This window comes from Paenibacillus sp. JT31N11, assembly GCF_056269285.1.
In genome coordinates this window covers 88786-115507 of sequence record NZ_JBWDNQ010000013.1, presented here as the reverse complement: position 1 = coordinate 115507, position 26722 = coordinate 88786, and the positions used below count along the sequence as shown (strand labels likewise).

The following is a 26722-nucleotide window of genomic DNA, read 5'->3' as shown; positions in this document are numbered from 1 at the left end:
GCAAGGAGAGAAGGGAACCAACTTTAATGAAAAGCGAAGGTGACCCATGGAACAGAAAGCGCTTCAACTATTAAACGACGAGCAGATGAAAACATTTATCTCACAGGGCTTCTTGATCCTGAAAACCGATTTCTCCGACGAATTTCATTCGCGTTTGTTGGGCCAGCTGGATTATGTTTACGAGAAGGAAGGCAATCCCGGCAATAATTTGCTTCCGCGCATCAGAGAGCTGCAGGTTGTTTTTGACAGTCCGGTGATCAAAGGCGCATTGACCAGTGTTCTGGGAGCGAACTATATGATGCACACGCACCGTTACGGCCATTTGAACAAAAATCCGGTTCCCGGCAACTGGCATAAAGACAGCTACTGGGGTTATAAAAGACTGCGCAATCACAAGCCTTGGTGGGCCATGATTATGTATTTCCCGCAGGATACGCCGCTTGAGCTGGGGCCGACCGGCGTCATGCCGGGCACGCAGTATCATGAGAGCCGGATTTTTGAGAATGACGATAACGAGTGGGAAGGCAAAGCAAGCGGTAGCGCAGGCACCTTTGCCCTGATTCATTACGATATCTGGCATCGCTCCAACGCCAATATGATGGGACAACAGCGTTATATGCTGAAGTTCGAGTTTATGCGCACGGAGGCTCCCACTGCTCCTACCTGGGATTGTGCGGATACGGAGTGGCATGCGCCTGCTGAATTTGATATTCCAATGGACCGGCATGATCTGCTGTGGGAAAACAACTGGAACTGGCTGGCCGGTAAAGGCGGTTACCTGTCAGGGCGCAAGAGCGACAGCTCGAGTGCGGATCTGAATGAGCTTGAGAAGCAGCTTGGGAATGAGGACCGGCGCCTCAGAGCGGAAGCCGCAAACCAGCTGGGTCTGCATGCGGATGTGGATGCCGGCCGCGTTCGGCGGTTGCTGGAAGCCGCTCTGCAGGACAGCTATGAACCTGTCCGCCTGAATGCTGCTTACGGTCTTGCTGCAGATGGCACAGCCGGAACAGCCATTCTGCTTGATGCCATTAAGAACGAGGACAAGAAGATTGCCGAAGCGGCTGCTTATGCGCTGAGCGCATCGGGGCCGTCGGCAGCGGAAGGTTTGATTCGCCTTCTGGACGACGGGAAGGAGCTGACCGTGAATCTTGCAGCTTTTGCGCTGGGTGAGTTAGGCGTCTCCGGAGATCAGGCAGCGGAAGCGGTCATCGGCTTGACGAAAAATGACTCTGCCGTTATCCGCCGCACAGCCGTTGAGGTACTGGGCAATCTGTCAGTGACAGAGAAGAGCGGGGCGGTTACCGCCGCATTGATTGAAGCACTCGGCGACGAGGACCATCAGGTTCGGTTCTGGGCCGGGTTATCGCTCGCCAAGAAAGGGCCGCAGGCGGAGCCGGCTATTCCGCAGCTGGTTCATGCCCTTGACGACGACAGCCGGTATGTGCGCGGCCATGCGGCCGAAGCGCTGCGGCGCATCGGAACGCCGGAAGCGACGGATGTCCTGCTCGATTATTTGCTCGCCACTCGCTGGTGCGCCATCTCTTCCCCGCAAAACGAGTGGTACCCGTAACAACAATCATGACTGACCGCTGTCGTACGCCATAGATCGCGCACACGACAAATGGCCGGGATACCACTTATATGAATACCCGGTTTTCGGAAAGGCTGTCAAGAGCGATGTTCTTGGCAGCCTTTTTGTATCTTGCGATATGTTCCTTCCATATGAAAATTCCACCTGTATGCTGTGTTGAAATATTTTTGGGCCGCTACTTCAAACGATTACCGTTTGATCTTCTTCTGGCTCCTGCAAACGAAGACCAAACGAAGACCAAACTTATCAATTAATTGCCTGCGGTGTATCGATTGCGATTGCTTGTGAAGAGCAGTATACACTTTAAGATTTTTATGTTGGCTCTAAATGACAGCCTTTCATCCAGCAATAGAAATGGCGGTTTAGGGCCGCTTCTTTCCCAAGAGCTTTGTTATCAAGCTGCTTTTGATAAGTGGATGCGCTCATACGCTACAACCGTTGGCTCCAGCAAGGTACGCACGGTGCAGCCGGGGGGTTCGGTGCTGTAAACAGTAAAAACCTTGCTGCATGATAACTTCGGCTTGTGCCGGGACCCAAAAGCGGCTCCAGCAAGGAAAAACCTTCGTACGCACGGTGCAGCCGGGGGTTTCGGTGCTGTAAACAGTAAAAACCTTGCTGCATGATAACTTCGGCTTGTGCCGGGACCCAAAAGCGGCTCCAGCAAGGCAAAACCTTCGTACACGCTGTGCAGCCGGGGTTTCGGTGCTGTAAACAGTAAAAACCTTGCTGCATGATAACTTCGGCTCGTGCCGGGACCCAAAAGCAGCCCCAGTAAGGAAAAACCTTCGTACACGCTGTGCAGCCGGGGGTTTCCGTGCTGTAAACAGCCAAAACCTTGCTGCAGTATAACTTTGGCTCGTGCCGGGACCCAAAAGCGGCTCCAACAAGGAAAAACCTTCGTACACGCGGTGCAGCCGGGGGTTCCGGCCCTGTAAACAGTAAAAACCTTGCTGCACTATGACTTCGGCTCGTGCCGGGACCCAAAAGCAGCTCCAGCAAGGAAAAACCTTCGTACACGCGTTGCAGCCGGGGGTTCCGTGCTGTAAACAGCAATAACCTTGCTGCACTACTGGCCCTTCACTTATTCCTCATCGTTAACTTGGCTAAATGCCGGATGGTCTGCTTCGCACATGTTCTCCTTTCGAATACAGTCTGCTTCATCTCCCATACCAATCAGACAGGGTGATTTGTGGTAACGCGCGGCAAAAATGTAACCATGTGTTACTAGTGTATCCGCTCATTATGGACGGGTGGAAGCTGCAGGAACCCGGAATCCTTGGCAGATCGAGCCTGTAATGCAGATACAGGAGAGGCCCTATCGTTCTTTTTTACTCCAGATATCCGCTCCATAACGTAACAAAGCCAAGAACGGACTGCATAGTTTAGGAACGTCTTATGTTTACGCTTTCAAACAATCCTTATAATGGAAGGGAGTTGAAAACGAAGGAGGAAGATGAGATGACAAACAGCTTCAGACGCATGGCCCGGCTGTCTGCGAAGACGATGCTGGCGCGAATTCTTATTCTGCTGATGATAGCGGGCGGAATCCCCGTCCAGTCAGCAGTGCATGCGGATGCTCCGCCTGACCATGCGGGTATAACGCTCGGGGAAACAGTGACTGAGAGCGGAATTCATGCCTGGGCCGGCGACAATCCGGATGGCCTGCGAACAGGTACCGTCACCGGAATCACCTATTGGCAGACCGACAAGCTGGCAGCAGCGCCTGGCACTCATTATTTTTACATGGATGTGGACGATACATATTTGCATGATACTAACGATCAAAACGTCCAGGTAACGGTGGAATATTTTGACGAAGGCAGCGGCAAGATGGTTCTGCAATACGATGCGGAATCCGCAGCCTTCAAGGATGCGCCGCTGTTTACGTACACGGATACCAAGACATGGAGGACGCATACGTTTGATCTGACGGATGCCAGGTTCGCTAACCGGACCAACGGTGCCGATTTCCGGCTGGGCATTGAAGGAGGCGGAGCCTCCGCCAGCACCAATGCGGATCTGAAGGTAGCCTCCGTCAATGTGACCAAGACTCCCAAAAACCCGCCTGAGCCGGACAACAGCGTTGGGATAACGCTTGGCGAGGTGCCTGTAACAAACGGCATAACGGCAAATGCGGGCGATTACCCGGAAGGGCTGCAAACGGGAGAAATAGCGGGCAAAGGCTACTGGAAAACGAATAAGGCCGCGCCTAGTCCCGGCACTCTGTATTTCTACATGAATGTCTCGGATGAGTATCTCTTTGACAATCAGGATCAGAATGTTTTTGTGACGATTGAATATTTGGATAAAGGCAACGGCAGCATCGTGCTGCAGTATGATGCGATTACGGCGGCTTTCAAGGACGCGCCGCTGTTCACGTACACGGATACTAATCAATGGAAAAGCTATACGGTCAAATTAAGCGATGCCAAATTCGCCAATCGGGCAAACGGCACCGATTTTCGCATCGGCGTGGAGGGTGCGGGAACCGTGCCCGGCAATCCGGATCTGTCCATTGCTTCGGTTAAGGTGACCAAGGAGCCGCGGGTGAGCGTGGGAAGCCAGACCAAGGTCATCGATACCCAATACGATACGAAGGATATTGTAATCGCGAATTATGAGGTGACGGACTTCGGCGCAAAAGGCGACGGCGTGACCGATGACACGGCAGCCTTCGAAAGCGCGCTTGACGCGGCCCGCAATGACGGAGGCGGAGTTGTTTTTGCACCGGCCGGCCATTACAAAATCACGGGAAATCTGCTTGTGCCGACAGGAGTGACCCTGCGCGGGGATTGGGCTAACCCCGATTCTTCCGATGGAGTGGAAGGAACCGTTCTGGACGCATACAGCGGCCGAGGCGAAGAGAATGGAAGAAGCTTCATCCAGCTTGAGCAGTCCAGCGGGGTTACGAACCTGTCCATCTGGTATCCGGAGCAGGCGGCGGACGATATCACGCCTTATCCCTGGACCGTCGAGCAGTTGACCGGCGATAATGCGACAGTGGAGAATGTTACGCTGGTCAATTCCTATAACGGGATCAAAATCGGTCCGGTCTGGAATGAGCTGCATTATATCCATAATCTGTACGGGACGACACTGAAAACCGGTATTTTCCTGGATTATACGACTGATATCGGCCGTCTGGAGGGGATCAGGCTGTCGCCTGATTACTGGTCCAATTCCGGGCTGGCCGGCGCTCCTGCGAGACCGGAGCTGCTTGCCTACATGACTACGCATGCCGAAGGCATCGTGATGGGCAGATCGGATTGGGAGTATATGTCCGATGTTCATATTTCCGGTTATCAGACCGGCATGCGCATTACGACCCGAACCGGCTCTCTGGAGACGGCAAACGCGCAGCTGTACGGCATTCACATCGATTCCTGCAACGTGGCGCTCAAGATTGAAGGCGTCAACGATTACGGGCTGCTGATCTCAAACAGCGAGTTTCTGGCCGATGCCGGCGACAACCCCATGTCCATATACGCCACATCGGGCTTCCATTCCATCGTCCAGTTTAATACGGTGACGGTGGGCGGCAATCCCCGCAATGCGGTAGTTAATGAAGGAACGGGCGTAATTTCCTTCGAAAACAGTACCATTGCGAACTGGGATCATGCAGGAGGCGCCTATGCGATTAAAGCGGATGCTGGATCGGTCATATTGGGTCAAACCGGATTTGGCCTGCCTGATCACCATCTGTCCTTAGGCAAAAACGTGGAAAAGGTGAATACCCTTAATTCCGGTTACGAGGGCGAGCTGGATATTAAGGATGACAGCGATGCAGCCGATTTGAATGTGCATCAGAATGGGAACATTCAGCTGAAAACCATGCCGGCTGATATTCAGACGGATATTGCAGTACAGCCGAAACCGGCGGCAAGCGCACTCTTCGACGTGACCGCAGCGCCCTATAATGCCGACAAGCAGGGGATGGCCGATGTTTCCGCAGCGGTGAAGCAGGCGTTAGCCGATGCGGCGGGCACGGGTGGAACGGTTTATTTTCCGGCCGGAACTTACCGGATTAATGAAGCCCTTACCGTTCCAAGCGGCGTTGAGCTTCGTGGATCCTGGGATGTTCCTCATCACACGATCGGTGGAGGCAGCGTTATTTTCACGAATTATGGCGAAAACGCCCCGGACGGAGATGCTTTCATCACTCTTGAGAGCAGCAGCGGTATCAGAGGAATCTCGGTCTATTACGACGAGCAGGACTGGAGCAGCGTCAAGCCTTACGCCTGGACGATCCGGGGCAAAGGCCACGACGTATATGCGATCAACACAACGCTTGTGAATCCTTATCAGGGCATTGACTTCGGGAGCTACGACACAAGCGGACATTATATCGACTACGTTGCCGGTTCACCACTGAAGGAAGGCATTTACCTGGGTGGCGGGGCGAGCGGCGGAATCATGCGGAACGTGCAGTTTAATCCCCATTATTACTCCAGAAGCACCTATCCCAACCATGTGCCGGGAGAGCAGCAGGACGTGGTCTGGAATTACCAGAAGGAGAATCTGGATGCTTTCCGTATCGGTCATACAGAGGGGGAGACGATTTTCAATACCTTCGTTTACGGCTCCCAGTACGGCATTCATTTTGTGGCGCAGGATGGGGTCGGCCCCGAGGCTGTTGTTCTCGGTCATGGCACCGATGGAAGCAAGAAGGGTGTATTTGTGGAGGCGGCGGGAGACAGCGGCTTGACATTCATCAATACCGAGCTGGTGTCCATGAGCACATCGGATAAGGTCTATATCACGGTTGATGAAGGATTTGACTCCGAGGCCACTTTCTTCAATACATCGATGTGGGGCGACACGACCCGCTCCGTCGACGCGCTCTCGGGAAAAGTGAATCTGCAGCAGAGCAATTTCACCGTTTCCGGCGCAAGGGGCGTCAATGCTCTGGGCGGAGAAATCACATTATACGATTCGTACTTTCAACAGGCGGGATCGACGCATATCTATGCCGGTCCTGACATTGTGGCGCTCCGTGAGGGCGCGAACCTGTTCCAGGGCGGAATCAAGCTGGAGGATCATTCAGGCGGAAAGGTCAGCGGAACGGATCTAACGCCTGTGGCGCTGGAATTATCCAAAAAGGCGGTTGACCCGGCTCATCCGGAAGAGTTGAACCATACGCTTACCTTCCGCAATGTCTCCCAGCTGGAGCCGATGAAAGGCAGGATTGAGCTGATGGAGCCCGTGCAAATTGCAAGTAAGTGGGATCCGGTCCGTTTCGAAGGCGTTGGATATGGCGAGAGCTTGGCTTTCAAGCTGCCCTTCCTCGCCAGTGATAACGCCAAGTTCAAAATAACCCTGGATGATGGGATGTCCTATGTCGTGACAACCGGAGTGGGTCAATCGCTTGCCTACCCGCTTGCTGACGGCGGCGGGGATGCGGGAACGCTTCCGGCTGTCGATATCGACAGAGCCAATCAATATATCAGCTTGGGCGGCAGCTGGAACGGGGTGGATGATCTCAGCGCGCATGCCGAGCTGCAATGGGATGAATCCAACCTGTATATGAAAATCCGTGTCCGTGACGACAGTCAGTATCAGAACTGGACGGGTGTGGATATCTGGCAGGGCGACAGCATCCAGGTGGGGATCGACCTGTCCAGACAGGATGGTACAGCAAGCCAAAACGTGAACGAACTGGGTTTTGCGCTCCACAATGATGGAACCGTAACGAAATGGCGCTGGAGAGCCCCATCCGGTGTGGACACGGGAGATTTGGACGATGCCGAAGCGGCCATTACACGCGAGGACGGAACAACCGTTTATGACATCAAGATTCCGTTTGCAGCGCTGCATTCGCCTGACTATGTATTTACCCCGGGTGCTCCTATCGGATTCTCGCTGCTGATGAACGAGAATGACGCCGAGGGCAGAAACGCCTTTATGGAATACAACCAGGGAATAGGCTCAAGCAAGGATGCGACGCTGTTCGGCGATTTGTATCTGTTGAGCGGCAGCTATTGGGCTATCGCAGAAGCAGCTGCGGAAGCTGCGGTGGAAGAAGTCCGCCAGTACCCGGATATTACTCATCTGGATGCCGCGGCGAACTTTGTGAACCCGCTGCCCGAAGGAGAGGTTAAAACCCGATTGAAATCGGTGCTTGAGGAGCTTGGCGCGGGGATAAATCCAGATCCGGGAACAGACCCAGGAACAGACCCAGGAACAGACCCAGGGACAGATCCGGGAACAGACCCAGGGACAGATCCGGGAACCGATCCAGGGACGGATCCGGATACCAACCCGTATCCATCATCGCCCCAATATCCGGCGAGTGCAGCCCCGCCTGTCGTTGAGCTCGATGATCAGGGAGATGTCGTCATCACGGCGGATGCGGAGATGGACTTGGCAGCGGGCATCGCCAAGGCAGCGGTAAAGCAGGAGGTATTCGACAAGGCTTTGGAGCTTGCGACAGCGGATCAGGACGGCATCAAGCGGCTTCAATTGAAGCTTACGGATGAAGCGGATGTCAAGGGCTATGCTGTGGAGCTGCCGGTTGATCTGCTGCGGGCAGACACCTTAAGCATGCACCTGATTATCTCGACTGCACTGGGAACCTTGGAGCTTCCCGGCACCATGCTTGATGGCGCCCTGCTTGATGGCGCCCTGCTCGATGCCGAAGACCATACCATTGTGATTTATCTGGAGAAGGCGGATGTGACCGCGTTAAGCAGCGATCTTCAAGCCCGCATCGGGACCCATCCGCTGCTGAACATTCATCTGGAGGTTGACGGTAAGCCGCTAGCCTGGAGCAGTGCGGATACGGCTGTAACCGTGTCAATTCCTTATGAGCCGACTTCGGAAGAAAGGAATGATACCGACAAGCTTGTTATATGGTATATCAATGGGCAGGGTGAAGCCGAGCCGGTCCAGAATGGTCATTATGACAGCAAGAACAGTCAGATGGTATTCAAAACCGGACATTTCAGCACTTATGCCGTCGCGTACGTTCAGCAAAGCTTTAAGGATCTGTCCCGTTATCCATGGGCGAAGCAGGAGATTGAAGCGCTTGCAGCGAAGGGAATAGTCGAAGGGATATCGGCTGATCGTTATTCCCCGGGTTTCTCCATCACAAGAGCAGATTTCCTCGTTCTTCTGACCAAATCACTTGAGCTTACCGCTGCTGAGCCAGGCAGCTTCGCCGATGTGAAGCCGGATGCCTATTATTATGAGGCAGTGGGCATTGGCAAAGCGCTGGGGATTACGCTTGGTTCCGGCAGCGGCCGCTTCGAGCCGCTGAAGCCGATTACCCGGGAAGACGCGATGGTTCTGTTGAACCGGGCGCTGGCCTTTAGCGAGTTGAAGCTGGCGGCCGGCAAGGCAGCGGATTTGACCGGTTATAAGGATGCAGGCGCTGCAGCAGCATATTCACGGGAAAGCATAGCCGCCTTAATGAAGGCGGGCATCGTGGAAGGCAGCGGCGGCGCCCTTCATCCGAAGGCTAATCTGAACCGCGCTGAAGCGGCTGTGCTTCTCTACCGGATCTATTCATTGATCAATCCGTAAAGCATCTCGGAAAGAAGCAGGCACAACGAAAAGAAGACAGCACAAGAAGAAACAGCTTCCGCAGTCTTCTGGCGGCGGGAGCTGATTCTCCCTTCAGAACTTATAGAATTCTGCAGATGTGAGCCAATACGAATATACGAATTTTATAAGTTTAAAAAAGTCTGGAAACGGAGGAAGCGCAAGTGGCAAAAATCACACAAGTGAAATGTATCCGCACCCGGCATGACGGAAGCTGGACGATTGTCAAGGTATTGACCGATCAGGAAGGGTTATACGGGATTGGATCGGCAAGCGACATGTACAATCCCGAGGCTGTTGTACAGATCGTCGAGCAGCTGCTCGGGCCATTGCTCGTCGGCCGGGATGCTTCCCGGATCGAGGATATCTGGCAGACCATGTATACAAGCGGGTACTGGAGAAACGGCAGCACCCTGCAAACTGCGATTGGCGGCATCGATATGGCACTGTGGGACATTAAAGGGAAAGAAGCCGGACTCCCGGTCTATCAACTGCTCGGCGGTGCCTGCAGGGCTGCCGTCCCGTGCTATGGCCACGCAGGCGGATCCGATCTGCAGCAGCTGAAGGATGAGGTTCACCGCTATCTGGAGGAAGGGTATTCGGTTGTCCGCTGCCAGCTTGGCTCTTATGGGGGCGGAGGATTCGTGGATGGGGAGGGGGTGCGCCGTCCGGAGCAGCCCTGGAGCAGCGGCCCTGTTTTTGACGAAGCCGCTTACCTGAATGCGATTCCGCAAATGTTCGAGCAGCTGCGTCTCACCTTCGGTATGGGCGTTCAATTCACACATGATGTGCACGAGCATCTGCATCCGATCGCAGCGATACAGCTGTCCAAACGACTGGAGCCTTATCAGTTGTTCTTCCTTGAGGATGTGCTGCCGCCCGAGCAGATCGGCTGGTACCGCCAGCTCAGGCAGCAAAGCTCGACGCCGCAGGCAGTCGGAGAGCTGTTCAGCAATCCGCAGGAATGGACGGAGCTCGTCAAGGAGCGCCTGATTGATTTTATCCGCGTGCGGGTATCCAAGGCCGGGGGAATCAGCGCCTGCCGGAAGATCGCTGCATTATGCGAGACCTTCGGCGTCCGGACGGCCTGGCAGGAAGGCGGAGAGAACGATCCGGTCAATCAGGCCGCAGCCGTCCACCTGGATATGGCGGTATGGAACTTTGGCATACAGGAAATCAATCATTTTAAAGAAGCGGAGCGAGAAGCCTTCCCCGGGCTGATTGAACGAAGAGGAGGCTTCCTCTATCAGTCGGGCAAGCCCGGACTGGGCATTGATATCGATGAAGAGAAGGCGGCCCGCCTGCTTCAGGATAATTGGAGCAGGACGGCCTATCATAAGCCTTACAAGCTGGACCGAAAAGCAGACGGTACACTGGTACGCCCATAATTTAGCATAGGAGTGATCGGAATAATGAATATTGCTGTAACGGGAGCAAGCGGAAAATTGGGGCACGCGGTTGTGGAACATCTGCTCAGAGAAGGACATCAGGTGACCGCACTGGATGAGCGTCGTTCCGACAAGCTGCGCTGCAAGCAGATCAGAGTGGATTTGAAGGATTTGGGGCAGGTGATCGGAGGAATGTCCGGCACGGATGCGCTTATCCATCTGGCAGCCATTCCTGCTCCGGTCAGTTATACGCATGAGTATATTTTTTCCAATAATGTTATTTCGACCTATAACGTGCTGGAGGCGGCATCCGTGCTTGGGATCAGAAAAGCGGTTATTGGCTCCAGCGAATCCTCGTATGGTTTTGCTTGGGCACCAGCGCCCTTTGATCCGCGCTACGTGCCGGTGGACGAGAGCCACCCCCAGCTTCCGCAGGAATGCTACGGTTTGTCCAAGGTTGTGAACGAACAGACCGGAGACATGTTCAACCGCAGGAACGGAATGCAGGTACTGTCGCTCCGGTTCTCGACGATCATAAGACCGGAGGAATACAGGGCGATGGAAGCGAGTATCCGCACTCCCGAGCGGCATAAACGGACTCTGTGGAGCTATATCGACATCCGCGACGCCGCCGCGGCATGCCTGGCCTCCCTCCAGGCAGAAAACTGCGGCTCGGCATCGCTCAATATTACCGCCCCGGATACGCTGAGTGACTGGGAAACAGCGCGACTGTTAGCCGAGTTTTATCCCGGGGTTGAAATCCGGGGCAAGCGGTTCGAGGCAAGGGAAGCACTGGTCAGCAATGAGCAGGCATGCCGCATGCTGAACTGGCGTGCCGAGCATTCCTGGACGGAAATTGAGGAATAAAGGGTTTTAACCCTGTAAGTGTTTAGCAATATAAACATCGCTTGTAGCTGTCCCATCCTTGTGGTGGGGCAGTTTTTTTGTTTGCCCTGCAGATTTTATAAGTTTCACGCCTATCGGCCGCCGAAGGACGGCGACAACCAGTGACAAGCGGCAGGCGCGCTTGTAACACCTGCGCACATCGAAAGAAGGTTCTGAATGCGCAGCCGCTCTTCTTCTCCCCGCCCTTTGGAACAAGCCAAATCTGAACCACAAAGTTTAATTCTGACTCATGGTTCCCTTTTTCCCGATTCGCTATCATTGAAGTAACAAGAGACAGGAGATGAAGAAATGATGAACCCCCTAACCAAGCCGTCGGGCAGCCCGCTAAGAAAAAAAAGCTCAGGGCTGATCAGGGATTTGATAAACAACCGCGCTCTGCTGCTCATGTTCCTGCCCGTTGCCGTCCTGCTGTTCCTGTTTAACTATTTGCCGCTGGCAGGGCTTGTCATCGCCTTCAAAAATTTTGATTTCAGCAAGGGGATATTCGGGAGCGACTGGGCGAGCCCTTTGTTTAATAATTTCGATTATCTGTTTTCTTCCTCGGCGGCCTACCGGGCAATCCGCAATACGATTTTGCTCAACGCGCTGTTTATTGCGGTCGGCCTCGTGTTCGAAATTGGACTTGCGCTGCTGCTGAATGAAGTGCGCAACAAATATTTTAAGCGGGTTACGCAATCGCTCACCTTCCTGCCTTTCTTCATTTCGTGGATCGTAGTAGGGGTGTTCGTATACAATCTGCTCAACTATGAGAGCGGGGCCGTCAACCGGATTATTGAATCGTTGGGATTCACTCCCATTGATTTTTACAGCGAAGCGGGATTATGGCCCTTTATTCTAACCATGACGCTGCGCTGGAAGGTGACCGGCTATGGAACGATTATTTATTTGGCAGCCCTGTCGGGCATCGACAATTCCTATTACGAAGCCGCATCCATCGATGGCGCATCGCGCTGGCAGCAGACCCGCTACATCAGCATTCCGATGCTGAAGCCGACGGTGATTATCCTGACCCTGCTTGCTGTCGGGCGGATCATGAACGCCGATTTCGGGATGTTCTATGCCATGATTGGCGATGCGTCGCTGCTCTTTCCGACAACGGATGTCATAGATACACTGGTTTACCGCAGCCTGAGAAAATCCGGAGATATCGGCATGGCATCCGCGGCAGGCTTCATTCAATCGGTGGTGGCTTTTGTACTCGTAATCGGAAGCAACTATGCGGCGCGGAGAGTAGATAAGGATTCAGCCATTTTCTAAATGAACGATAGAGGAGGCAACAAGCCGTGCACAGCAAAAGCTTTTCCTTCAGTCAGGCTTTTATTATTCTCGTTATCTCGTTATTCAGCCTTTCCTGCCTGCTGCCGTTCATCATGGTGATCAGCGGCTCGCTTAGCACGGAGAATGATATAGTCAATTACGGCTATGCGCTGATCCCCCGGCATATCACATTTGACTCCTACAAGATCCTGCTGCTCGGCTCCAACCGGATCGTGGACGCATACGGAATCAGCCTGCTCGTAACCGCGGCCGGAACGCTGCTGTCCCTTCTCGTGACCAGTATGGGCGGTTATGTGATGGCAAGGCGATCGTTCAAATACCGCAATATTTTATCCATCTATGTTATTATCACGATGCTCTTCAATGGCGGGCTCGTGCCCTGGTACATTATCTGTGTCAACTATTTGCATCTGAAGGATACGCTGTGGGCGATGATACTTCCGCCGCTCGCCAATGCGTTCAATATGTTTCTGATCCGCAATTTTCTGCTCTCCATTCCGGAGGATATCTATGAATCGGCCAAAATGGACGGAGCCGGCGAATTCCGGATCTTCTTCCGGCTGATCGCTCCGCTTGCCAAACCGGTCCTGGCGACGGTCGGATTATTCATGGCCCTGAGCTACTGGAATGACTGGTTTCTCGGTCTCATGTTTGTCGACAAGCAGGAATTGCAGCCCCTGCAGCTGCTCCTGCGGACGCTGGTCTCGAATGTGGAGTTCCTCAAAAGCTCCAGCAATGCGATGGATATGCAGCGGATTTCCGCTCAGATTCCTTCGGAGTCCATCAAGATGGCGCTTACCGTTGTTACGATTGGACCAATCATATTCCTTTATCCATTCCTGCAAAGATATTTCGTGAAGGGCTTGATGGTCGGAGCGGTCAAAGGCTGACAGTCAGGCTGAAAAGCATCCACTGACGAACTTTAATATAAACAAACGAGAATGTATGGAAATCTAGCCAAAGTCATAATTCCCTGTCAAACAACGCATAATAATGGCTGGGGAATTCCCTGGAATGTTGAGGGAGGTGACAACTATGACATCAAGCCGTTATCATCAAGAGGCTCATGGTACCGGGCAAATTGAAGAGCAATTGAAGCAGCAGGCAGATGCGGCGAAAGCCATTCAAGGTGAAAATGAAAGTGATCGTGAAATTGCCGAGATATTGAAGCGTGATACACAATCATCACTGGATGAGATCATCGATAAGTAAAACGGAGAGAATGTACCTGTTAAGCTCATGTGAAGCAGGTTAATTTAATGCTGGAGGCTGCCGAGCGGCAGCCTTCTTTATTTATATGCCGCTTTGCTTTGCAATTTTCGAATAGTTCCGAAGGCTTTTGACGTTCCCTACTTCCTTCTAGACAATGGTGCATCTTCCTCTGCACTAACTATAATAGGAATACAATGGAGCTGAGTATAAAGAATGAATGCGGACGGTCGACCCGAGAAGGAGATGATCTACTTGGTGAACCAGCGAACGATGTATGAAATTAAAGTCAGAGCGACGCTGATCACGATGCAGGTAACAATCGGGAAGTAAAATTTGAAATTTCCTTTCTCGACAGCGATGTCACCCGGCAATCGGCCCAGGTTAATAAACCTGCCTAGAAAAGCCCATATCAAGCCAATCCCGATTATGACAACACCGGCAACGATGAGAAACTTGGAAACGCTGTTCATGAGGAAGTCTCCTATCCTGAAAATCTTGCGCATGAAGCCGGTCTATCCCGGACTCAAATCCTCTGGATCAAACCGGCAGCAGCTCTAATTCCAAACAGGTTCGTTTATGTACTGCACATCCTTGTTAATTGCAAACGACCTGACAAACGAAAGTTATAGCTTTAAGTTTTTGTTCGGTACTTTAGATGCAATACAGCGCCGGCAACGGTAGCGATGATGCCGACGATCGCGAGGATCGACACGACAGCCCGGTTTGTATCTGTTGTCCATAGAATTCCTGCGACAATGACGAGGAACAACCCGACAAAGAAGAGGAGGGAATTGTTCATATCAATCCTCCGGAGTCCGATCGAGATAGAGCCGTGTCACTTCTGTATATTCGCCTCGCTCCCGTTCTTCTTCGGTCGGTTCCTCTTCAAGGGAGTTATGAGTATCCATCTCAGGCGCGACAGTCGGTTCATGTTTTTCTTTTTTTTCTTTAGGCAAAATGATCACTCCATTCGCGGGATTAAAGCTAGTATGGAAAACTTTATGGAACATTATCCAAATTCAAATCAGCAGTGTGCGGTCGGGAAGCAAAATGATTTGCCGGGGAAACGGCAAAAGACCCGCAGAGCGGGTCTATTAGGGAGGTTAACAAGTACGGAACGTTTCAGTGTGTTACGTTCCATAGGGATTAATTAGTAACCGAATCCGCCAAATCCGCAACTGCAAGCGATAATGACCAGCAAGATGAAAAGCACGAGAATAATTCCGATTCCTCTGCCAGCACCGCCGTAGCCAACTCCGCCGACTTCGCCTTCACAACCCATTTCAAAGCACCTCCTTATGTTTGGGGTACTTTGTAAGTGTATGCTGAACCGCTCCGCCGTGACTGGGTGTTTGTTATGGAATGGCATTGGCCCATGTATCCTTGGTCCGGCAAGTGTTCAAAGTGGTTCCGTCTGAGTTGCTCTGTATCATTTGGCGGGGAGCCGCGTCATTTTCATGGCTGTTTTCATGGTTGTGAACCATACATCACTGCTATAATAAGATGCAAGCTTATTATACGGGCCGAAAGGGGTTTGTTCCTAATGAGTATGGCAAACGTGACGGAAGATTGGCTATTCGCCGGAACACTGGAAGCGCTTCAACAGGAAAAAGCTAAAGTCATTAAAGGCGGCATCGCCGTATTTTATCATGAAGATCAGGTATACGCAGTGGATAACCGCTGTCCCCATCTGGGATTTCCCTTGCATGTGGGAAGCCTGTGCGACGGTATCCTGACCTGCCACTGGCATCATGCCAGATTTGATGTGTGCAGTGGAGGAACGTTTGATCCATGGGCGGATGATGTTCCCTCGCATGAAGTGAAAGTAGGGGAGGACGGCGTTTGGGTGCATTCGCGCTCGCGGGGCGTCCGGGATAAGGAAAAGCAGTTGGAGCGGTTGAAGAGCGGGCTGGAGCAAAATATCGGCATTGTCATCGCCAAAGCGATTGTCGGCCTGCTGGAATCAGGCGTGCCGGCGGATGAAATCGCCCGGACGGGCATCGAATACGGTACCCGTCTTAGCGGCGGCTGGAATTCGGGACTTACGATTCTGACTGCGATGACGCGCATCCTGCCAAAGCTGGATGGGATGGGCAAGCTGCTGGCGCTGTATCAGGGGCTGCATCATGTGGCCCGAAGCAGCAGCGGCAGAGCGGAGCATCATCTTCTGGGCAGGCTGCCGGGCGATGAGGTTCCCCATGAGAGGCTGACCGCATGGTACCGCAGCTGCATGGAAGTAAGGGATACGCAGGGAGCCGAGCGGATTTTGCTGACTGCCGTCGGCAGAGGGGCTTCGGATGAAGAGCTTGCGGACATGATGCTCACAGCGGTCACTGACCACTTTTATCTCGATGGCGGCCATACCCTGGACTTTCATAATAAAGCATTCGAATCGCTAAGTCTGGTCAATCCCGAGACGAGAATGCAGGTGCTGGCTTCGCTGGCCCCTCTCATGGGCAGCCCCACGCGAAGCGAAGAGCTGCATCAATGGCAGGCGCCGGTCAATCTGGTTGATCCGCTTCGGGAAGCGTTCAGCCAGCTGAGTGTCCATACCGGAGGCGAGAAAGCCTATCAGCCGTTTAGAATGGAAGAGGAGGAAATTCTGGTTGCCGCGCTGCTCGGCGATCAGCCGCTTCATACCATTAATATGATGCTTCAATTCATCAAAGAGGGGAAAGACCCTCTTCACCTGGCGCAGCTGGTCGAGCTTGCAGCAGCGGAGCGGATTGTGCGCTTTCATACGCAAAATGATTTTGGCGATTGGATTGCGGTATTGCATACCTTCACACATGCGCATGCGGTGTATGAAATGATCTCCCGCAGCCGTCAGCCGCTGCTCCTGAGGGCGGTCTTTTATGGAGCAATCAGCGTTTACCTGGACCGCTTTCTCAATGTTCCCGCTGCTGCAAGGCCGAAGCCCGCACCCGGCGGCAAGCTCCCGGAGCTGGATGAGCTGCTGCAGCTCATGGACCAGAGGCAGCAGGTGAACGAGGCCGCCGGATGGGTGATCCGTTATTTGCGTGCCGGAGGCGATCCCGCCGCGCTGATGAACACGCTTGGTCATGGGCTGTTGAGAGAGGATGCGGAATTTCACTCTTTTCAGCTGTATGAAGCGGCTATGACCGCCTACGGCAAATGGAGCGGACGTAATGATCTTTTTGCCGAGCGCGCGAAGGAAACGCTGCTGCTCGCAGCTGCGCGTTACTTGGCCGCCCACGCGCCGACTGCGAGGGAAACGCCGCATACGGCGCGGATAGCCTGGCGGCTGCATAGGGGAGAGAAGCTTTTCGAGGAATAGGGCATGCCCCTTCAGGCGTCGGAAGTTTTTTTCGGCAGCATGTAGGATAATGGCCAAGGCAGCGGAATGTTTAATCCCCAAGGCTTTGCGACAAGGGCGGAAGCTGCGCAGATCATTGCACGTCTCCCCCTGTAATGTAAGATGGAGCTTGCCAAGGTTAAAAAATGTCAACCTCTATCACCAATGTTGACGCCGGAACGGAATTACAAGGTTGGCAGTTCACTCATGCCGTTTACCGACAAGTTCCCTCGCCACACGAAGCTATAATCATACGGAGCTTATGTTCAACTGCTGTAGTTGTCATAAGCTCCATTTTTTTGATACAATCCAGCTTTAGTTAGCAATATGCCAATTCCTTGTGAATCAATAAAAGCCGGTAAACAAAACCCTCTCACCACGCATCTCCTGGTAGTATAATGGGAGAAGGAGCAAAGCCCCGTCATTACCACGCCGGAAAGAAATAGCGAATATTTGCAGCGAAAAATAGAAAATGATAAAAATGTTGAAAGAAGGAAAGCAAGTATGGATGAAAAAATGGATGAGAGGTCTTCCGATTCCCACGGATCCATTCAAAAAGAGAATCAGAATACAGGCACACGGCGACGTGGCGATATCCTCGAGAATGCCATTCTGCAGGCCGCTTGGGAAGAACTTAACGAGGTTGGCTATGCCCGATTGTCCATGGAGGGAGTCGCCGTGCGGGCAAAAACAAATAAAAATGCGGTATACCGTCGTTGGCCCAATAAAGCTAAGCTTGTCGTTGCAGCCATAATCAAGCATGTGCCCAAGCCTTCCATCGACGCTCCGGACACAGGCGATTTGCGTAAGGATGTGCTTATCCTGCTCCAGAGAATAGTCAAACCTCTGCAAATGATCGGTGCTGAAACCATACACGGCATAATGGTCGAGTATCATGGCAAGGATTTAATTTCTTCATTGCCGCAGCTTATGCAACCGAGAACCGAAGACAAACTGACATTAGCCATGAAGACAATTTTGAAAAACGCTGAGGATCGGGGAGAGGTTAACCCGAAAAGAATCAATGCAAGGGTTATAGCCCTCCCCGCAGATTTGCTCCGATACGAATTGCTTACAACCCATGAGGCATTATCCGACCAAGCTATCACAGAAATTATTGACGATATTTTTTTACCGCTTGTTCTTGCATAACTCATTTTCTCAAAATGGGCGCTGCGGGATTACCTTATTTTTTGCATCGAACCACGATATTATGCTGAACGCAAACAGCGCGCACCGGATGAAATAACGGCAGCGCGCTGTTTGCGTTCAGCTCTTTTCTAATGTCTTCTCGGCAAGAGAAAGGGGAAAACCGCCCGGCGTTTGCCTGCCTGTCTTTCGTTCTCACGGGTTCTAGATCCTCTTTGCTGCAGCCTCGAGCGCAGCAGCGTAATCAGGCAGGCGAAGCGAGCTGTGCACGTCTCTGGACTCATCACCGGGCATGTTTTCCTGATCTGATGATTGCAATGCAGCCAGCGCTTGATTGCGGGCTTCAAGCTCCTCACTGGTGCGCGGCAAGAGGAATGCCGCACCGCGGCCGGCCAGGGCCTGATTCGCTTCAGCAAACGGCCGCATGATTTGCTCATAAGCTGCGAAAGCCTCTCCGTGCTCTTCATGGGAAGCCAGCTCTCCGGCAAGAATATACGCGCCTACGAGCGCCAGACTTGAGCCCTGTCCGGACAAGAAAGAGGGCGCGAAGGCTGAATCGCCCACCAACGCTACCCGTCCCGCCGACCAACGAGGCATGTGAATCTGGCTGACGACGTCGTAATACAGGTCGTCGGATTCCATCATCGCCTTCACCAGACGGGGGATTTCCCAGCCGCCGCCGGCAAATATCTCTGCAGTCAGCTTGCGCTGTTTGTCGGCATCGTGGTTCTCTGAAAATGGCGGCCGCTCAGATGCGAACGTCAGGAAGGCATGCAGCGTATCGCTGTCTCCAGAGGCCGATAACACGGCAATCCTCCCCGGAGTGGCGTAGGTGACGGACTCGTGGGACAGGCCGAGATCATTCGGGATAGAAAAGCCGTTAAAGTAATAACCGAGATATCGGTTGAACGGCCCCTCCTGGCCAAAAACAAGACGACGCGTGTTCGAGTGCAAGCCATCAGCCCCAATGACGATGTCAAATCTGCTGCGCCGGCCGCTCTTGAAGCTGACATCCACACCGGAGCCGTCGTCATTCAGGGTGGCGATAGAGTCATTGAACCAGTATCGGACCGACTGGCGCTTCGTCAGATCAAACAGCGATTCCGTCAGCCTGCCCCGGGGCAGTTCAATGTCCCGTTCTTCTTCGCCGCCAGTAAGCTCCTCTGGCCTGATCACGCCGGCAATGCCGCCATCGGGATCGTAAAAAGTAATCTTCTGCGAATGGATATGAGCCGCCTGGAGCTGCTGGAGTATCCCCATCCGCTCGACCACGTCGACCGCCGTCCCCCGGACATCGATGGGATAACCGCCGCCCCGGATCGTCTCCGCGCGTTCGACCACGGTTACATCAAATCCATATTTGGAAAGCCAGTAGGCCAGGGTCGGGCCGGCGATGCTTGCACCTGAAATCAATACAGTCCTATTTCTTTCAGCCATATAAATTCTCCTCCCATAAATCTCAATAAGGTACGATAAGTACCTAATATGAACATGCTAATATATATTCATCCGAAATGCAATAAAAAATTCATAAAACCTCAATTCCCGTCCTCGCAATCTCTAATCGGCAATCGCCTCTTTTAAATTACGAGTCTTATAATCGCGGATACCGTGAGGGAATCTATTACATATAGTAAATAGAATCTCAGGATGGGAGGACAGCAGATGATCAGATCCCGAGTAAAAACGTACCGGTACCGGACGGGTAAAAACCAATATATCGTGATAAACATTTTTCAAACGGCTTCGGCTGAATCAACAATAGGCAATGCTTTGGCCAGCAATGCCGTCAATGTGCAGATTTTAAAGAAAAACCGCAAATAGTTCTCCTACACCCGATTGCCAAATGCTGTCCAACAGTCAGCAGGGGAGGGAGGTGATCTCATGAAGAAAAAGAAAAGCAAACAAACCAATAATGTCAGCTTCGAAAACAGCAAGACGAAATTCAAGGCCAGCCAATTGGCTAATGCCACTGTCGCTCAAGGAGGCAACGCATTTGCTATCAATGCCAATGAATTAGGCATTATCCGGATCCGTCCGGGCCAGTAAACAGCACGTCAGTCAGGCGGAGTGCAGCGATGCCTCTGCTTGACTCAGCGTAAAATCGACTGCATCAGCCGCTGTTTCCAGAAGGGACGAAAGCAGTCATTCCGCAAGAGATAATCCGTTTATTTCCCGGGTAAGCGCAAAAAGAGCCAAGCGGATAAAATTAGCGTGTTGAAAACGCCGGATTCAGCTATAATGGACTCGAACAATGTCGAATTACAAGATTCATTGTAGAAATAAATGATGATATAGAGAGAGTGTTGGGAGACCGTGGAGAAAATAGTGGTGACAGGGTACGGGATTAAAGCTCCCGGTGCGTTGGATGTGCATCAATTCAAGGGGATACTGGAATCAGGCATATGCACGCATGAGGTGGTCAAGGGGATAGGGCCGCATGGGACAGATCTCGTTTGCGGTATTGTACAAGGCGATTTCAAACAGATCAATGGCTTCAACTATAAGAATTATCCCCGGACAGCCCGCCTTGCGGTTGCTGCTGCCGAGGATGCCATGCTTATGTCAGGCATACATAAGAATAAAGAGGGTTTGCGTGTTTCGGTTATTATGGGGACTTCGGTTGGCGGCTTGTCAGAAATTGAGCAGTATGCGGTATTGAGCAACAACAGCCAATATGAGAGATTTCCGCTTTCAAGCGCCGGGGCCGGGAATCCTCACAGTCTATCATCGGCTGTAGCGGGCCACATTGGGGCGAACGGTCTGGTTTTTACGTTGAGCACGGGCTGCACGGCCGGGCTTGATGCGATTCTGATGGCGAAGCTGCTGCTGGAAGCCAACCAGACGGATGTATGTATAATCGGCGGGTCAGATGCTCCGGTTACAAGAGGGTGCGTATACAGCTTTTCGAAGATGGGCGCGTTGGCCATGGAGCTGGACAAGGAACAGGCGGGAACTCCTTTTTCCCTGGATAGAGAGGGGTTTGTTCTGGCAGAGGGTGCGGGTGTCCTCGTACTGGAAAGGGAGAACGACGCTTTGCGGCGGGAGGCATATCTATACGGGGTGATAGACAATATATATACTAATAATGATGGACAATCCATATTCGCGTCCGACCTTTCCGGACAAATGATGACCAAGGCGCTGCAGGGTGTGCTTGGCAGCCATGTGCCTACATATGTGAACAGTCAGGCGCTTGGCCTGAACGCCAACGACAGGGTGGAATACCTGGCCTATAACAATACCTTTGACGGCGATGTTCCGGTTACGACGATTAAAAGCATGTTTGGACATGCTTTTGGAGCAAGCGGCATTATGCAGGCCATTGCGTCGCTTATTTCTATTGAGCATCGATTTATTCCGCCAACGATCAAATCGTCGCGGCAGGGCTTCGCAGATTTGCCGGTCGTTGCCGAGACCCGTTATCAGGAGATTAACCAGATTGCGGTTACTTCCCATGGTTATGGCGGGAACAATACCTGTCTGCTGCTGTCCAAATACGATAATTGACTTTTATTTAACGGATTTCATATAAATTCATCTATCGCGAGGGTATGATCTATGTTCTTTCTAATGCTAGTTTTTTCAATCGTGCCCTTGGGCCTTGGCCTCGCCATACAAACCTTGTTCGGAAGAAGCATCCTGTCCAAGAGCTTGTTTATTTTTATGGTATTTATCGGCGTCTGGCAGCTGGATGTGGCCATATTGTTCGCGCATAATTATTTTCCCCTCGGTTGGATTGATTTTCTGTTTCGCCTGTTTCGTTTCGGATCGATTATGCTTCCGCCATCTTTGCTCTATGTGACTTATGCCATTTACCGCAGTTTGGCCCACAGAGAGGAGCTGTCCGGCAAATGGGCCTGGGTTATCAACAGGAAACTGATCATCGCCCTATCCGTATGGAGCATGATTGTGTATGCCGCCGGGTGGACGCAGCAAGGCATCCAATCCTTGCTCCTGGTTGAATCGCAGCATTACGCAAGCTTCCTGTTTCCCGTCTATGGATCATACAGCTGGATCTTTAATCTGAACGTTCCGCTGTTCTTCATCGTTATCGGCTTCTGCTTTTTCCTTAGTCTGAAGGTCTCGAATTCCCATCGGAGATCCTTTCTGGTACTGTTCAGCACAACTTCGATCGTGGCTTATTCCATCGGTACGCTTAATATGTCGCAGCAAAGCGGCTTATACCCGAGCAGCATTGCGGTCCTGATTTTTGCCATTGCCGTCTTTATCGGCTTTTGCTTTATGCATGCCAATGTCGTCAAGGAAATGAACCGCGCGCTGATGAACCAGAAGGAATTTCTGCGGACCGTCATTGATACCAATCCAAGCTTTATCTATACCAAGAACGAGGAGGGAGCGCTGACGCTCGCCAATCTTTCGCTGGCCAATATGTATGGAGAGACGATTGACAATATTGTCGGCAGAAAAGAAACGGATTTCATTAAATACGAGGATGATGACCGCCACGGGGATGACGATGAGCTCGAACTGCTGGCAGCGGGAGAGGGCGTCTACAATCTGGAGCAGCTCATCGTCGATCACAAGGGCAGCCGCAGATGGGTGCAAACGGCAAAAATTCCAATTGTCCTATCTGATTCCCGCCAGCTGCTGTGCGTATCCACCGATATTACCGAGAGAAAAGAATATGAGCAGCGGATTATGGAGCTGGCCTATCATGATACGCTGACAGGACTGCCGAACAGAAGATCCTTCAATCAGATGCTGAATGATGCCCTGCACGTAATTCCTCATGGAATCGTCCTGATGTTTATCGATTTGGACCGGTTTAAAATCATCAACGATACGCTCGGCCACTCGGCTGGAGATCAATTTCTGACATTGGTTGCCCGGCGGCTGCAGGAGGTATTGGACGGGAAGGGCGATGTGTTCCGCATCGGCGGCGATGAGTTTGTTGTGATGCTCACAGGCAGCTCGCAGCCCGAGGCGGTTCTGGCTGCGGAGAAAATCCTGTTTGCTTTCAGGATCCCATTCTCGTTGAAAGGGCAGGAGGTGCATTCAACCCCGAGTATCGGGATGAGCCTGTCCTCTGAAGGCAATTCGGATGCCGAGACTTTGATGAAGCAGGCAGATACGGCGATGCATCGGGCCAAGGAGCAGGGCAGGAACAAGTACCGCTTCTATAACAGCGAGATGGACCGGTCCTATTTGCGGAAAATGGTGCTGGAAAAGGAACTGCGCAGAGCTGTCCATAATGAGGAGCTGCTCCTCTACTACCAGCCTCAGATTGACCTGCCGACCCGCAAGCTGGTAGGTGTCGAAGCGCTGCTGCGCTGGCATCATTCCGAGCTTGGGGAGATATCCCCTGTCGAATTCATTCCTCTGGCGGAAGAAACCGGTCTTATTGTTTCGCTGGGCGAGTGGGTGCTCCGAAAAGCCTGCCGGCAGCTCAAGGAATGGGAGTTCAGCGGCTACAGACCGGTCCGCGTGGCAGTCAATATTTCCTTGCGTCAATTTTATGAATCCAACCTGGTGGAATCCATCGCCGTCATTCTGAACGATACAGGCATCACTCCGCGCTGTCTGGATCTGGAGATTACCGAAAGTGTCGCCATGCACGATACGGATCTTGTGATAGAAAAGCTGAATCAACTGAAGAATTTGGGCTTGTCGGTGTCCATGGATGATTTCGGAACAGGCTATTCCTCGCTCAGTTATTTGAAGAAGCTGCCGATTGACAAGCTGAAGATCGACCGCTCTTTTCTCGTGGATGTGACCAGCGACAGGGATAATGCCGCAATCGTAACGACGATTATCGCAATGGCCAAGAACCTCGGTCTGCGGGTCGTTGCAGAGGGGGTCGAGCATGAGGAACAGCTTCAGTTTCTTGCCGACCAGGATTGTCATGAAGCGCAGGGATTTCTGTTCAGCCGTCCGGTTCCCGAGCAGGAGATCAGGAAGATGCTCCAGCCAAATAGATGACAGCAGGCTGTCCGGCGCGCATTGCCGGAGCAGCCTTTTTTTGCTGGTTAATGAAATAGCAGTCGGGATATCATAATCAAGTAGTAATTTTTCAGAGGAGTGATTAGCAATGAGTCAGGATTTCTTAACAGCCTTAAAAAAACGCAGAACCTATTACGCCATCGGCAGCGACAGAATCGTTACCGATGGGAGGATCCAGGAAATTGTGAGTGATGCTATCCTGCATACTCCGTCATCGTTCAATTCGCAGAGCGCCAGAGTGGTTCTGCTGTTTGGCGCGCAGCATGAGCGGCTGTGGGATATAACGAAAGAGACCCTGCGCAAAATGGTCCCTGCCGAGAGCTTCCCGCAGACAGAAGAGAGAATCAACGGCTTCCGCAGCGGCTACGGCTCCGTGCTGTTCTACGAGGACCAGACCGTCGTAGGAAATCTGCAGCAGCAGTTTGCGACGTATAAGGACAAGTTCCCGGAATGGTCCAATCATTCCTCAGGGATGCTGCAGTTTGTGGTCTGGACCGCACTGGAGCTGGAAGGGCTGGGCGCATCTCTGCAGCATTACAATCCGATCATCGACGAAGAGGTCAAGCAAGCGTGGAACATCCCATCAAGCTGGCTGATGATTGCCCAGATGCCTTTCGGCAAGCCGTTGGCGGAGCCTGGACAGAAAGAATTCCAACCGATTGAAGAGCGCTTGAAGGTTTTCAAATAAGCTTGCTCATGGCATTCAAGCCTGCCGGGAAGATGCTTCTGAAACAGGGAATAACAGCGCCCTCCTATCCATGGGAGGGCGTTGTCAATTTCCATCCGCGTGTAAATTACATATTGAAATTCCCGATGGTTCTGCTAAGCTGGGTAAGTCAGGATTGAAAGCGTTGTATTTGAGGAGGTTTTTATTCATGTCCTATTTATCAGTGAGTACCTGGAGTCTGCATCGGCTTCTTGGTCCGCTCCGCTGGACCGTGTGGAACGAAGAGACGGGCGAGCATACGACAAATGAACAGACGCAGGATGAGATTCACACCCTTCTGGAGCTGCCTGCAGAAGCCTCAAGGCGCGGTTATCAGGCCATCGAAGTTTGCCACTTTCATTTTCCATCGACAGAGCCTGCTTATTTGGAGTCGCTGAAGCAGTCTTTTCTGTCCGCTGGCGTATCCTTCGATACGCTTCTGCTGGATTATGGCAATTTGACAACGGAAGACGGAAAGCGGCTGGCTGCGGATATGGAGCTGTCCCGCAAGTGGATCGATATTGCGGCGCTGGCAGGGGCGAAGCAGATCCGAATTATTGCCGGCGAAGCCGATCCTGATAACGAGAAGGCACTGCGGCAGTCGGCATCCGCCCTACAGGAGCTGGCTGCATACGGTTCATCGAAGGGTGTGCGTGTGGTCAGTGAAAATTTCAAGGCGCTGACCTCGACAGGCGGCAGCTGCAGGAAGCTTCTGGAGCTGACGGAGGACGCAATCGGATTTATTACGGATTTCGGCAACTTCAAGGCCCCTTACAAATATGAAGAGTTTGAGCTTATTCTGCCGGCAAGCGTGTCCGTTCACGCCAAAGCGGATTATGACGAGCAAGGTTTACCGGATGAAGAGGAGTTCCGTCTCTGTCTTGACCGTGTAAGTGCTTCCGGCTTCGACGGCGCGATGGTGCTGATCTATGATGGGCCAGGCGATATGTGGGAAGGGCTGGAGAGGGTCAAGCGGATCGTTCAGCCGTATTTGTAAAAAGCGCAGAGATTCTTGTGGCGGCTTCTAGTGAGCCTCCAGGATGGAGGGGAAGGCACTTGCCTTTTCCTGGAACCTGCAGCCTTGATCCGTGATTTTTTTTTTTAAAAAGGGCGCTATCGAAAGCCGAATGCTTTCGATAGCGCCCTTGCTGTTTGCCGGGTTAAACCATTTTCAATACCGGTTTAACCGATACCCCTGTTTTTGTATCCTTAAAGGCCTGGTTGATATCTTTGAACTCATAGAATTTTACAAGCTTATCAAAAGGAAATCTTCCTTCTTTATAATATTCAATGAGTTGGGGGATAAATAATTGTGGAATGGAATCCCCTTCCCAGAGCGTAACAAATGACTTGCCGAAAATAGCGGTGGGAGCTTGCGCCAGATCAGGTACTTTAACGACAAAGGCTGCGGTTCCCTTTACTCGGATCGCTTCTGCCGTCTGGATCCCGATTTCCGTCATTCTCCTCCTTTGTTCGGATCGAACGGATACGTGCCATTGAGCATCTTCTCACTCACACGGATATGCCGATCAAAGAAATTGCCGAGCGGACCGGTTTTTCATCTGTCCACTATTTTACCCGCGTGTTTACCAAAGCCAAGGCGATTCCTCCGGCAGCCTTCCGTGAGGCCGGGCGGAGGAGCAAGTAGGACGTTCATCCCGTTTTCCCCTGAT

General features: G+C 52.3%; 22 protein-coding genes and 1 pseudogene. 17 read left to right on the top strand and 6 right to left on the bottom strand.

Annotation, left to right across the window (positions count from 1 at the left end):
- Nucleotides 1–46: 46 nt before the first annotated feature.
- The 7 genes from AC0YNV_RS31230 to AC0YNV_RS31200 all read left to right on the top strand — a co-directional run bounded on the left by AC0YNV_RS31230 (nt 47) and on the right by AC0YNV_RS31200 (nt 13914).
- A complete protein-coding gene (locus tag AC0YNV_RS31230) occupies nt 47–1570 on the top strand; it encodes a HEAT repeat domain-containing protein (protein ID WP_475771502.1) in 1524 nt (507 codons plus the stop codon).
- A 1479-nt stretch (nt 1571–3049) separates the two neighbouring features.
- Nucleotides 3050–9112, top strand: coding sequence for a glycosyl hydrolase family 28-related protein (locus AC0YNV_RS31225; protein ID WP_475771501.1), 6063 nt, complete (start codon nt 3050–3052; stop codon nt 9110–9112).
- Nucleotides 9113–9294: 182 nt separating this feature from the next.
- The gene (locus tag AC0YNV_RS31220; protein ID WP_475771500.1) at nt 9295–10518 is read left to right on the top strand and encodes an enolase C-terminal domain-like protein; all 1224 of its coding nucleotides are present in this window, start codon (nt 9295–9297) and stop codon (nt 10516–10518) included.
- A 24-nt stretch (nt 10519–10542) separates the two neighbouring features.
- A complete protein-coding gene (locus AC0YNV_RS31215; RefSeq protein ID WP_475771499.1) occupies nt 10543–11385 on the top strand; it encodes an NAD-dependent epimerase/dehydratase family protein in 843 nt (280 codons plus the stop codon).
- Between the two features lie 330 nt (nt 11386–11715).
- On the top strand, nt 11716–12681 hold the full coding sequence (locus tag AC0YNV_RS31210) for an ABC transporter permease (protein ID WP_475771584.1): 966 nt from the start codon (nt 11716–11718) through the stop codon (nt 12679–12681).
- 26 nt (nt 12682–12707) lie between these two features.
- The gene (locus AC0YNV_RS31205) at nt 12708–13592 is read left to right on the top strand and encodes a carbohydrate ABC transporter permease (protein WP_475771498.1); all 885 of its coding nucleotides are present in this window, start codon (nt 12708–12710) and stop codon (nt 13590–13592) included.
- Nucleotides 13593–13737: 145 nt separating this feature from the next.
- Complete coding sequence (locus AC0YNV_RS31200; RefSeq protein WP_475771497.1) at nt 13738–13914, top strand: hypothetical protein; 177 nt, start codon at nt 13738–13740, stop codon at nt 13912–13914.
- A gap of 248 nt (nt 13915–14162) precedes the next feature.
- On the opposite strand, the gene AC0YNV_RS31195 is transcribed toward AC0YNV_RS31200, so the two are convergent.
- The 4 genes from AC0YNV_RS31195 to AC0YNV_RS31180 form a co-directional block, all read right to left on the bottom strand.
- Nucleotides 14163–14384 (bottom strand): DUF2905 domain-containing protein, encoded by a 222-nt coding sequence (locus AC0YNV_RS31195; RefSeq protein ID WP_475771496.1) that lies wholly within the window; start codon nt 14382–14384, stop codon nt 14163–14165.
- Nucleotides 14385–14545: 161 nt separating this feature from the next.
- On the bottom strand, nt 14546–14713 hold the full coding sequence (locus AC0YNV_RS31190) for a hypothetical protein (RefSeq protein ID WP_475771495.1): 168 nt from the start codon (nt 14711–14713) through the stop codon (nt 14546–14548).
- 1 nt (nt 14714) lies between these two features.
- Nucleotides 14715–14870 (bottom strand): hypothetical protein, encoded by a 156-nt coding sequence (locus tag AC0YNV_RS31185; protein WP_475771494.1) that lies wholly within the window; start codon nt 14868–14870, stop codon nt 14715–14717.
- A 194-nt stretch (nt 14871–15064) separates the two neighbouring features.
- Nucleotides 15065–15196, bottom strand: a complete 132-nt coding sequence (locus tag AC0YNV_RS31180) for a sporulation protein YjcZ (RefSeq protein ID WP_210039908.1) — start codon at nt 15194–15196, stop codon at nt 15065–15067.
- A 261-nt stretch (nt 15197–15457) separates the two neighbouring features.
- Here AC0YNV_RS31180 and AC0YNV_RS31175 point away from each other — a divergent pair, with 261 nt between their 5' ends.
- The 3 genes and pseudogenes from AC0YNV_RS31175 (at nt 15458) to AC0YNV_RS31165 (ending at nt 18382) form a co-directional block, all read left to right on the top strand.
- Complete coding sequence (locus tag AC0YNV_RS31175) at nt 15458–17212, top strand: Rieske (2Fe-2S) protein (protein ID WP_475771493.1); 1755 nt, start codon at nt 15458–15460, stop codon at nt 17210–17212.
- A gap of 51 nt (nt 17213–17263) precedes the next feature.
- Nucleotides 17264–17347: pseudogene (locus tag AC0YNV_RS31170) on the top strand (S-layer homology domain-containing protein); the annotation flags it as partial.
- Between the two features lie 387 nt (nt 17348–17734).
- A complete protein-coding gene (locus AC0YNV_RS31165) occupies nt 17735–18382 on the top strand; it encodes a TetR/AcrR family transcriptional regulator (protein WP_475771492.1) in 648 nt (215 codons plus the stop codon).
- A gap of 201 nt (nt 18383–18583) precedes the next feature.
- Here AC0YNV_RS31165 and AC0YNV_RS31160 read toward each other — a convergent pair whose 3' ends face one another.
- Nucleotides 18584–19816: an FAD-dependent monooxygenase gene (locus AC0YNV_RS31160; RefSeq protein ID WP_475771491.1), complete on the bottom strand. Its 1233-nt coding sequence runs from the start codon at nt 19814–19816 to the stop codon at nt 18584–18586.
- 228 nt (nt 19817–20044) lie between these two features.
- Between AC0YNV_RS31160 and AC0YNV_RS31155 the strand changes: the two genes are divergently transcribed.
- The 6 genes from AC0YNV_RS31155 to AC0YNV_RS31130 all read left to right on the top strand — a co-directional run bounded on the left by AC0YNV_RS31155 (nt 20045) and on the right by AC0YNV_RS31130 (nt 26046).
- Nucleotides 20045–20203, top strand: a complete 159-nt coding sequence (locus AC0YNV_RS31155) for a hypothetical protein (protein WP_210039910.1) — start codon at nt 20045–20047, stop codon at nt 20201–20203.
- A 60-nt stretch (nt 20204–20263) separates the two neighbouring features.
- Entirely contained in the window at nt 20264–20428 is a 165-nt protein-coding gene (locus AC0YNV_RS31150) for a hypothetical protein (protein ID WP_210039911.1), read from the top strand.
- A gap of 267 nt (nt 20429–20695) precedes the next feature.
- Nucleotides 20696–21889: a beta-ketoacyl-[acyl-carrier-protein] synthase family protein gene (locus AC0YNV_RS31145; protein WP_475771490.1), complete on the top strand. Its 1194-nt coding sequence runs from the start codon at nt 20696–20698 to the stop codon at nt 21887–21889.
- 51 nt (nt 21890–21940) lie between these two features.
- A complete protein-coding gene (locus AC0YNV_RS31140; protein ID WP_475771489.1) occupies nt 21941–24322 on the top strand; it encodes an EAL domain-containing protein in 2382 nt (793 codons plus the stop codon).
- Nucleotides 24323–24431: 109 nt separating this feature from the next.
- On the top strand, nt 24432–25031 hold the full coding sequence (locus AC0YNV_RS31135) for a nitroreductase family protein (RefSeq protein ID WP_475771488.1): 600 nt from the start codon (nt 24432–24434) through the stop codon (nt 25029–25031).
- Nucleotides 25032–25218: 187 nt separating this feature from the next.
- Nucleotides 25219–26046 (top strand): sugar phosphate isomerase/epimerase family protein, encoded by an 828-nt coding sequence (locus tag AC0YNV_RS31130; RefSeq protein WP_475771487.1) that lies wholly within the window; start codon nt 25219–25221, stop codon nt 26044–26046.
- A gap of 163 nt (nt 26047–26209) precedes the next feature.
- Here the strand turns inward: AC0YNV_RS31130 and AC0YNV_RS31125 are convergent, their stop codons facing one another.
- On the bottom strand, nt 26210–26509 hold the full coding sequence (locus AC0YNV_RS31125) for a hypothetical protein (RefSeq protein WP_475771486.1): 300 nt from the start codon (nt 26507–26509) through the stop codon (nt 26210–26212).
- On the opposite strand from AC0YNV_RS31125, the gene AC0YNV_RS31120 reads away from it, so the two are divergent.
- Complete coding sequence (locus AC0YNV_RS31120) at nt 26455–26697, top strand: helix-turn-helix domain-containing protein (RefSeq protein WP_475771583.1); 243 nt, start codon at nt 26455–26457, stop codon at nt 26695–26697. The genes AC0YNV_RS31125 and AC0YNV_RS31120 overlap by 55 nt on opposite strands.
- Nucleotides 26698–26722: the final 25 nt, after the last annotated feature.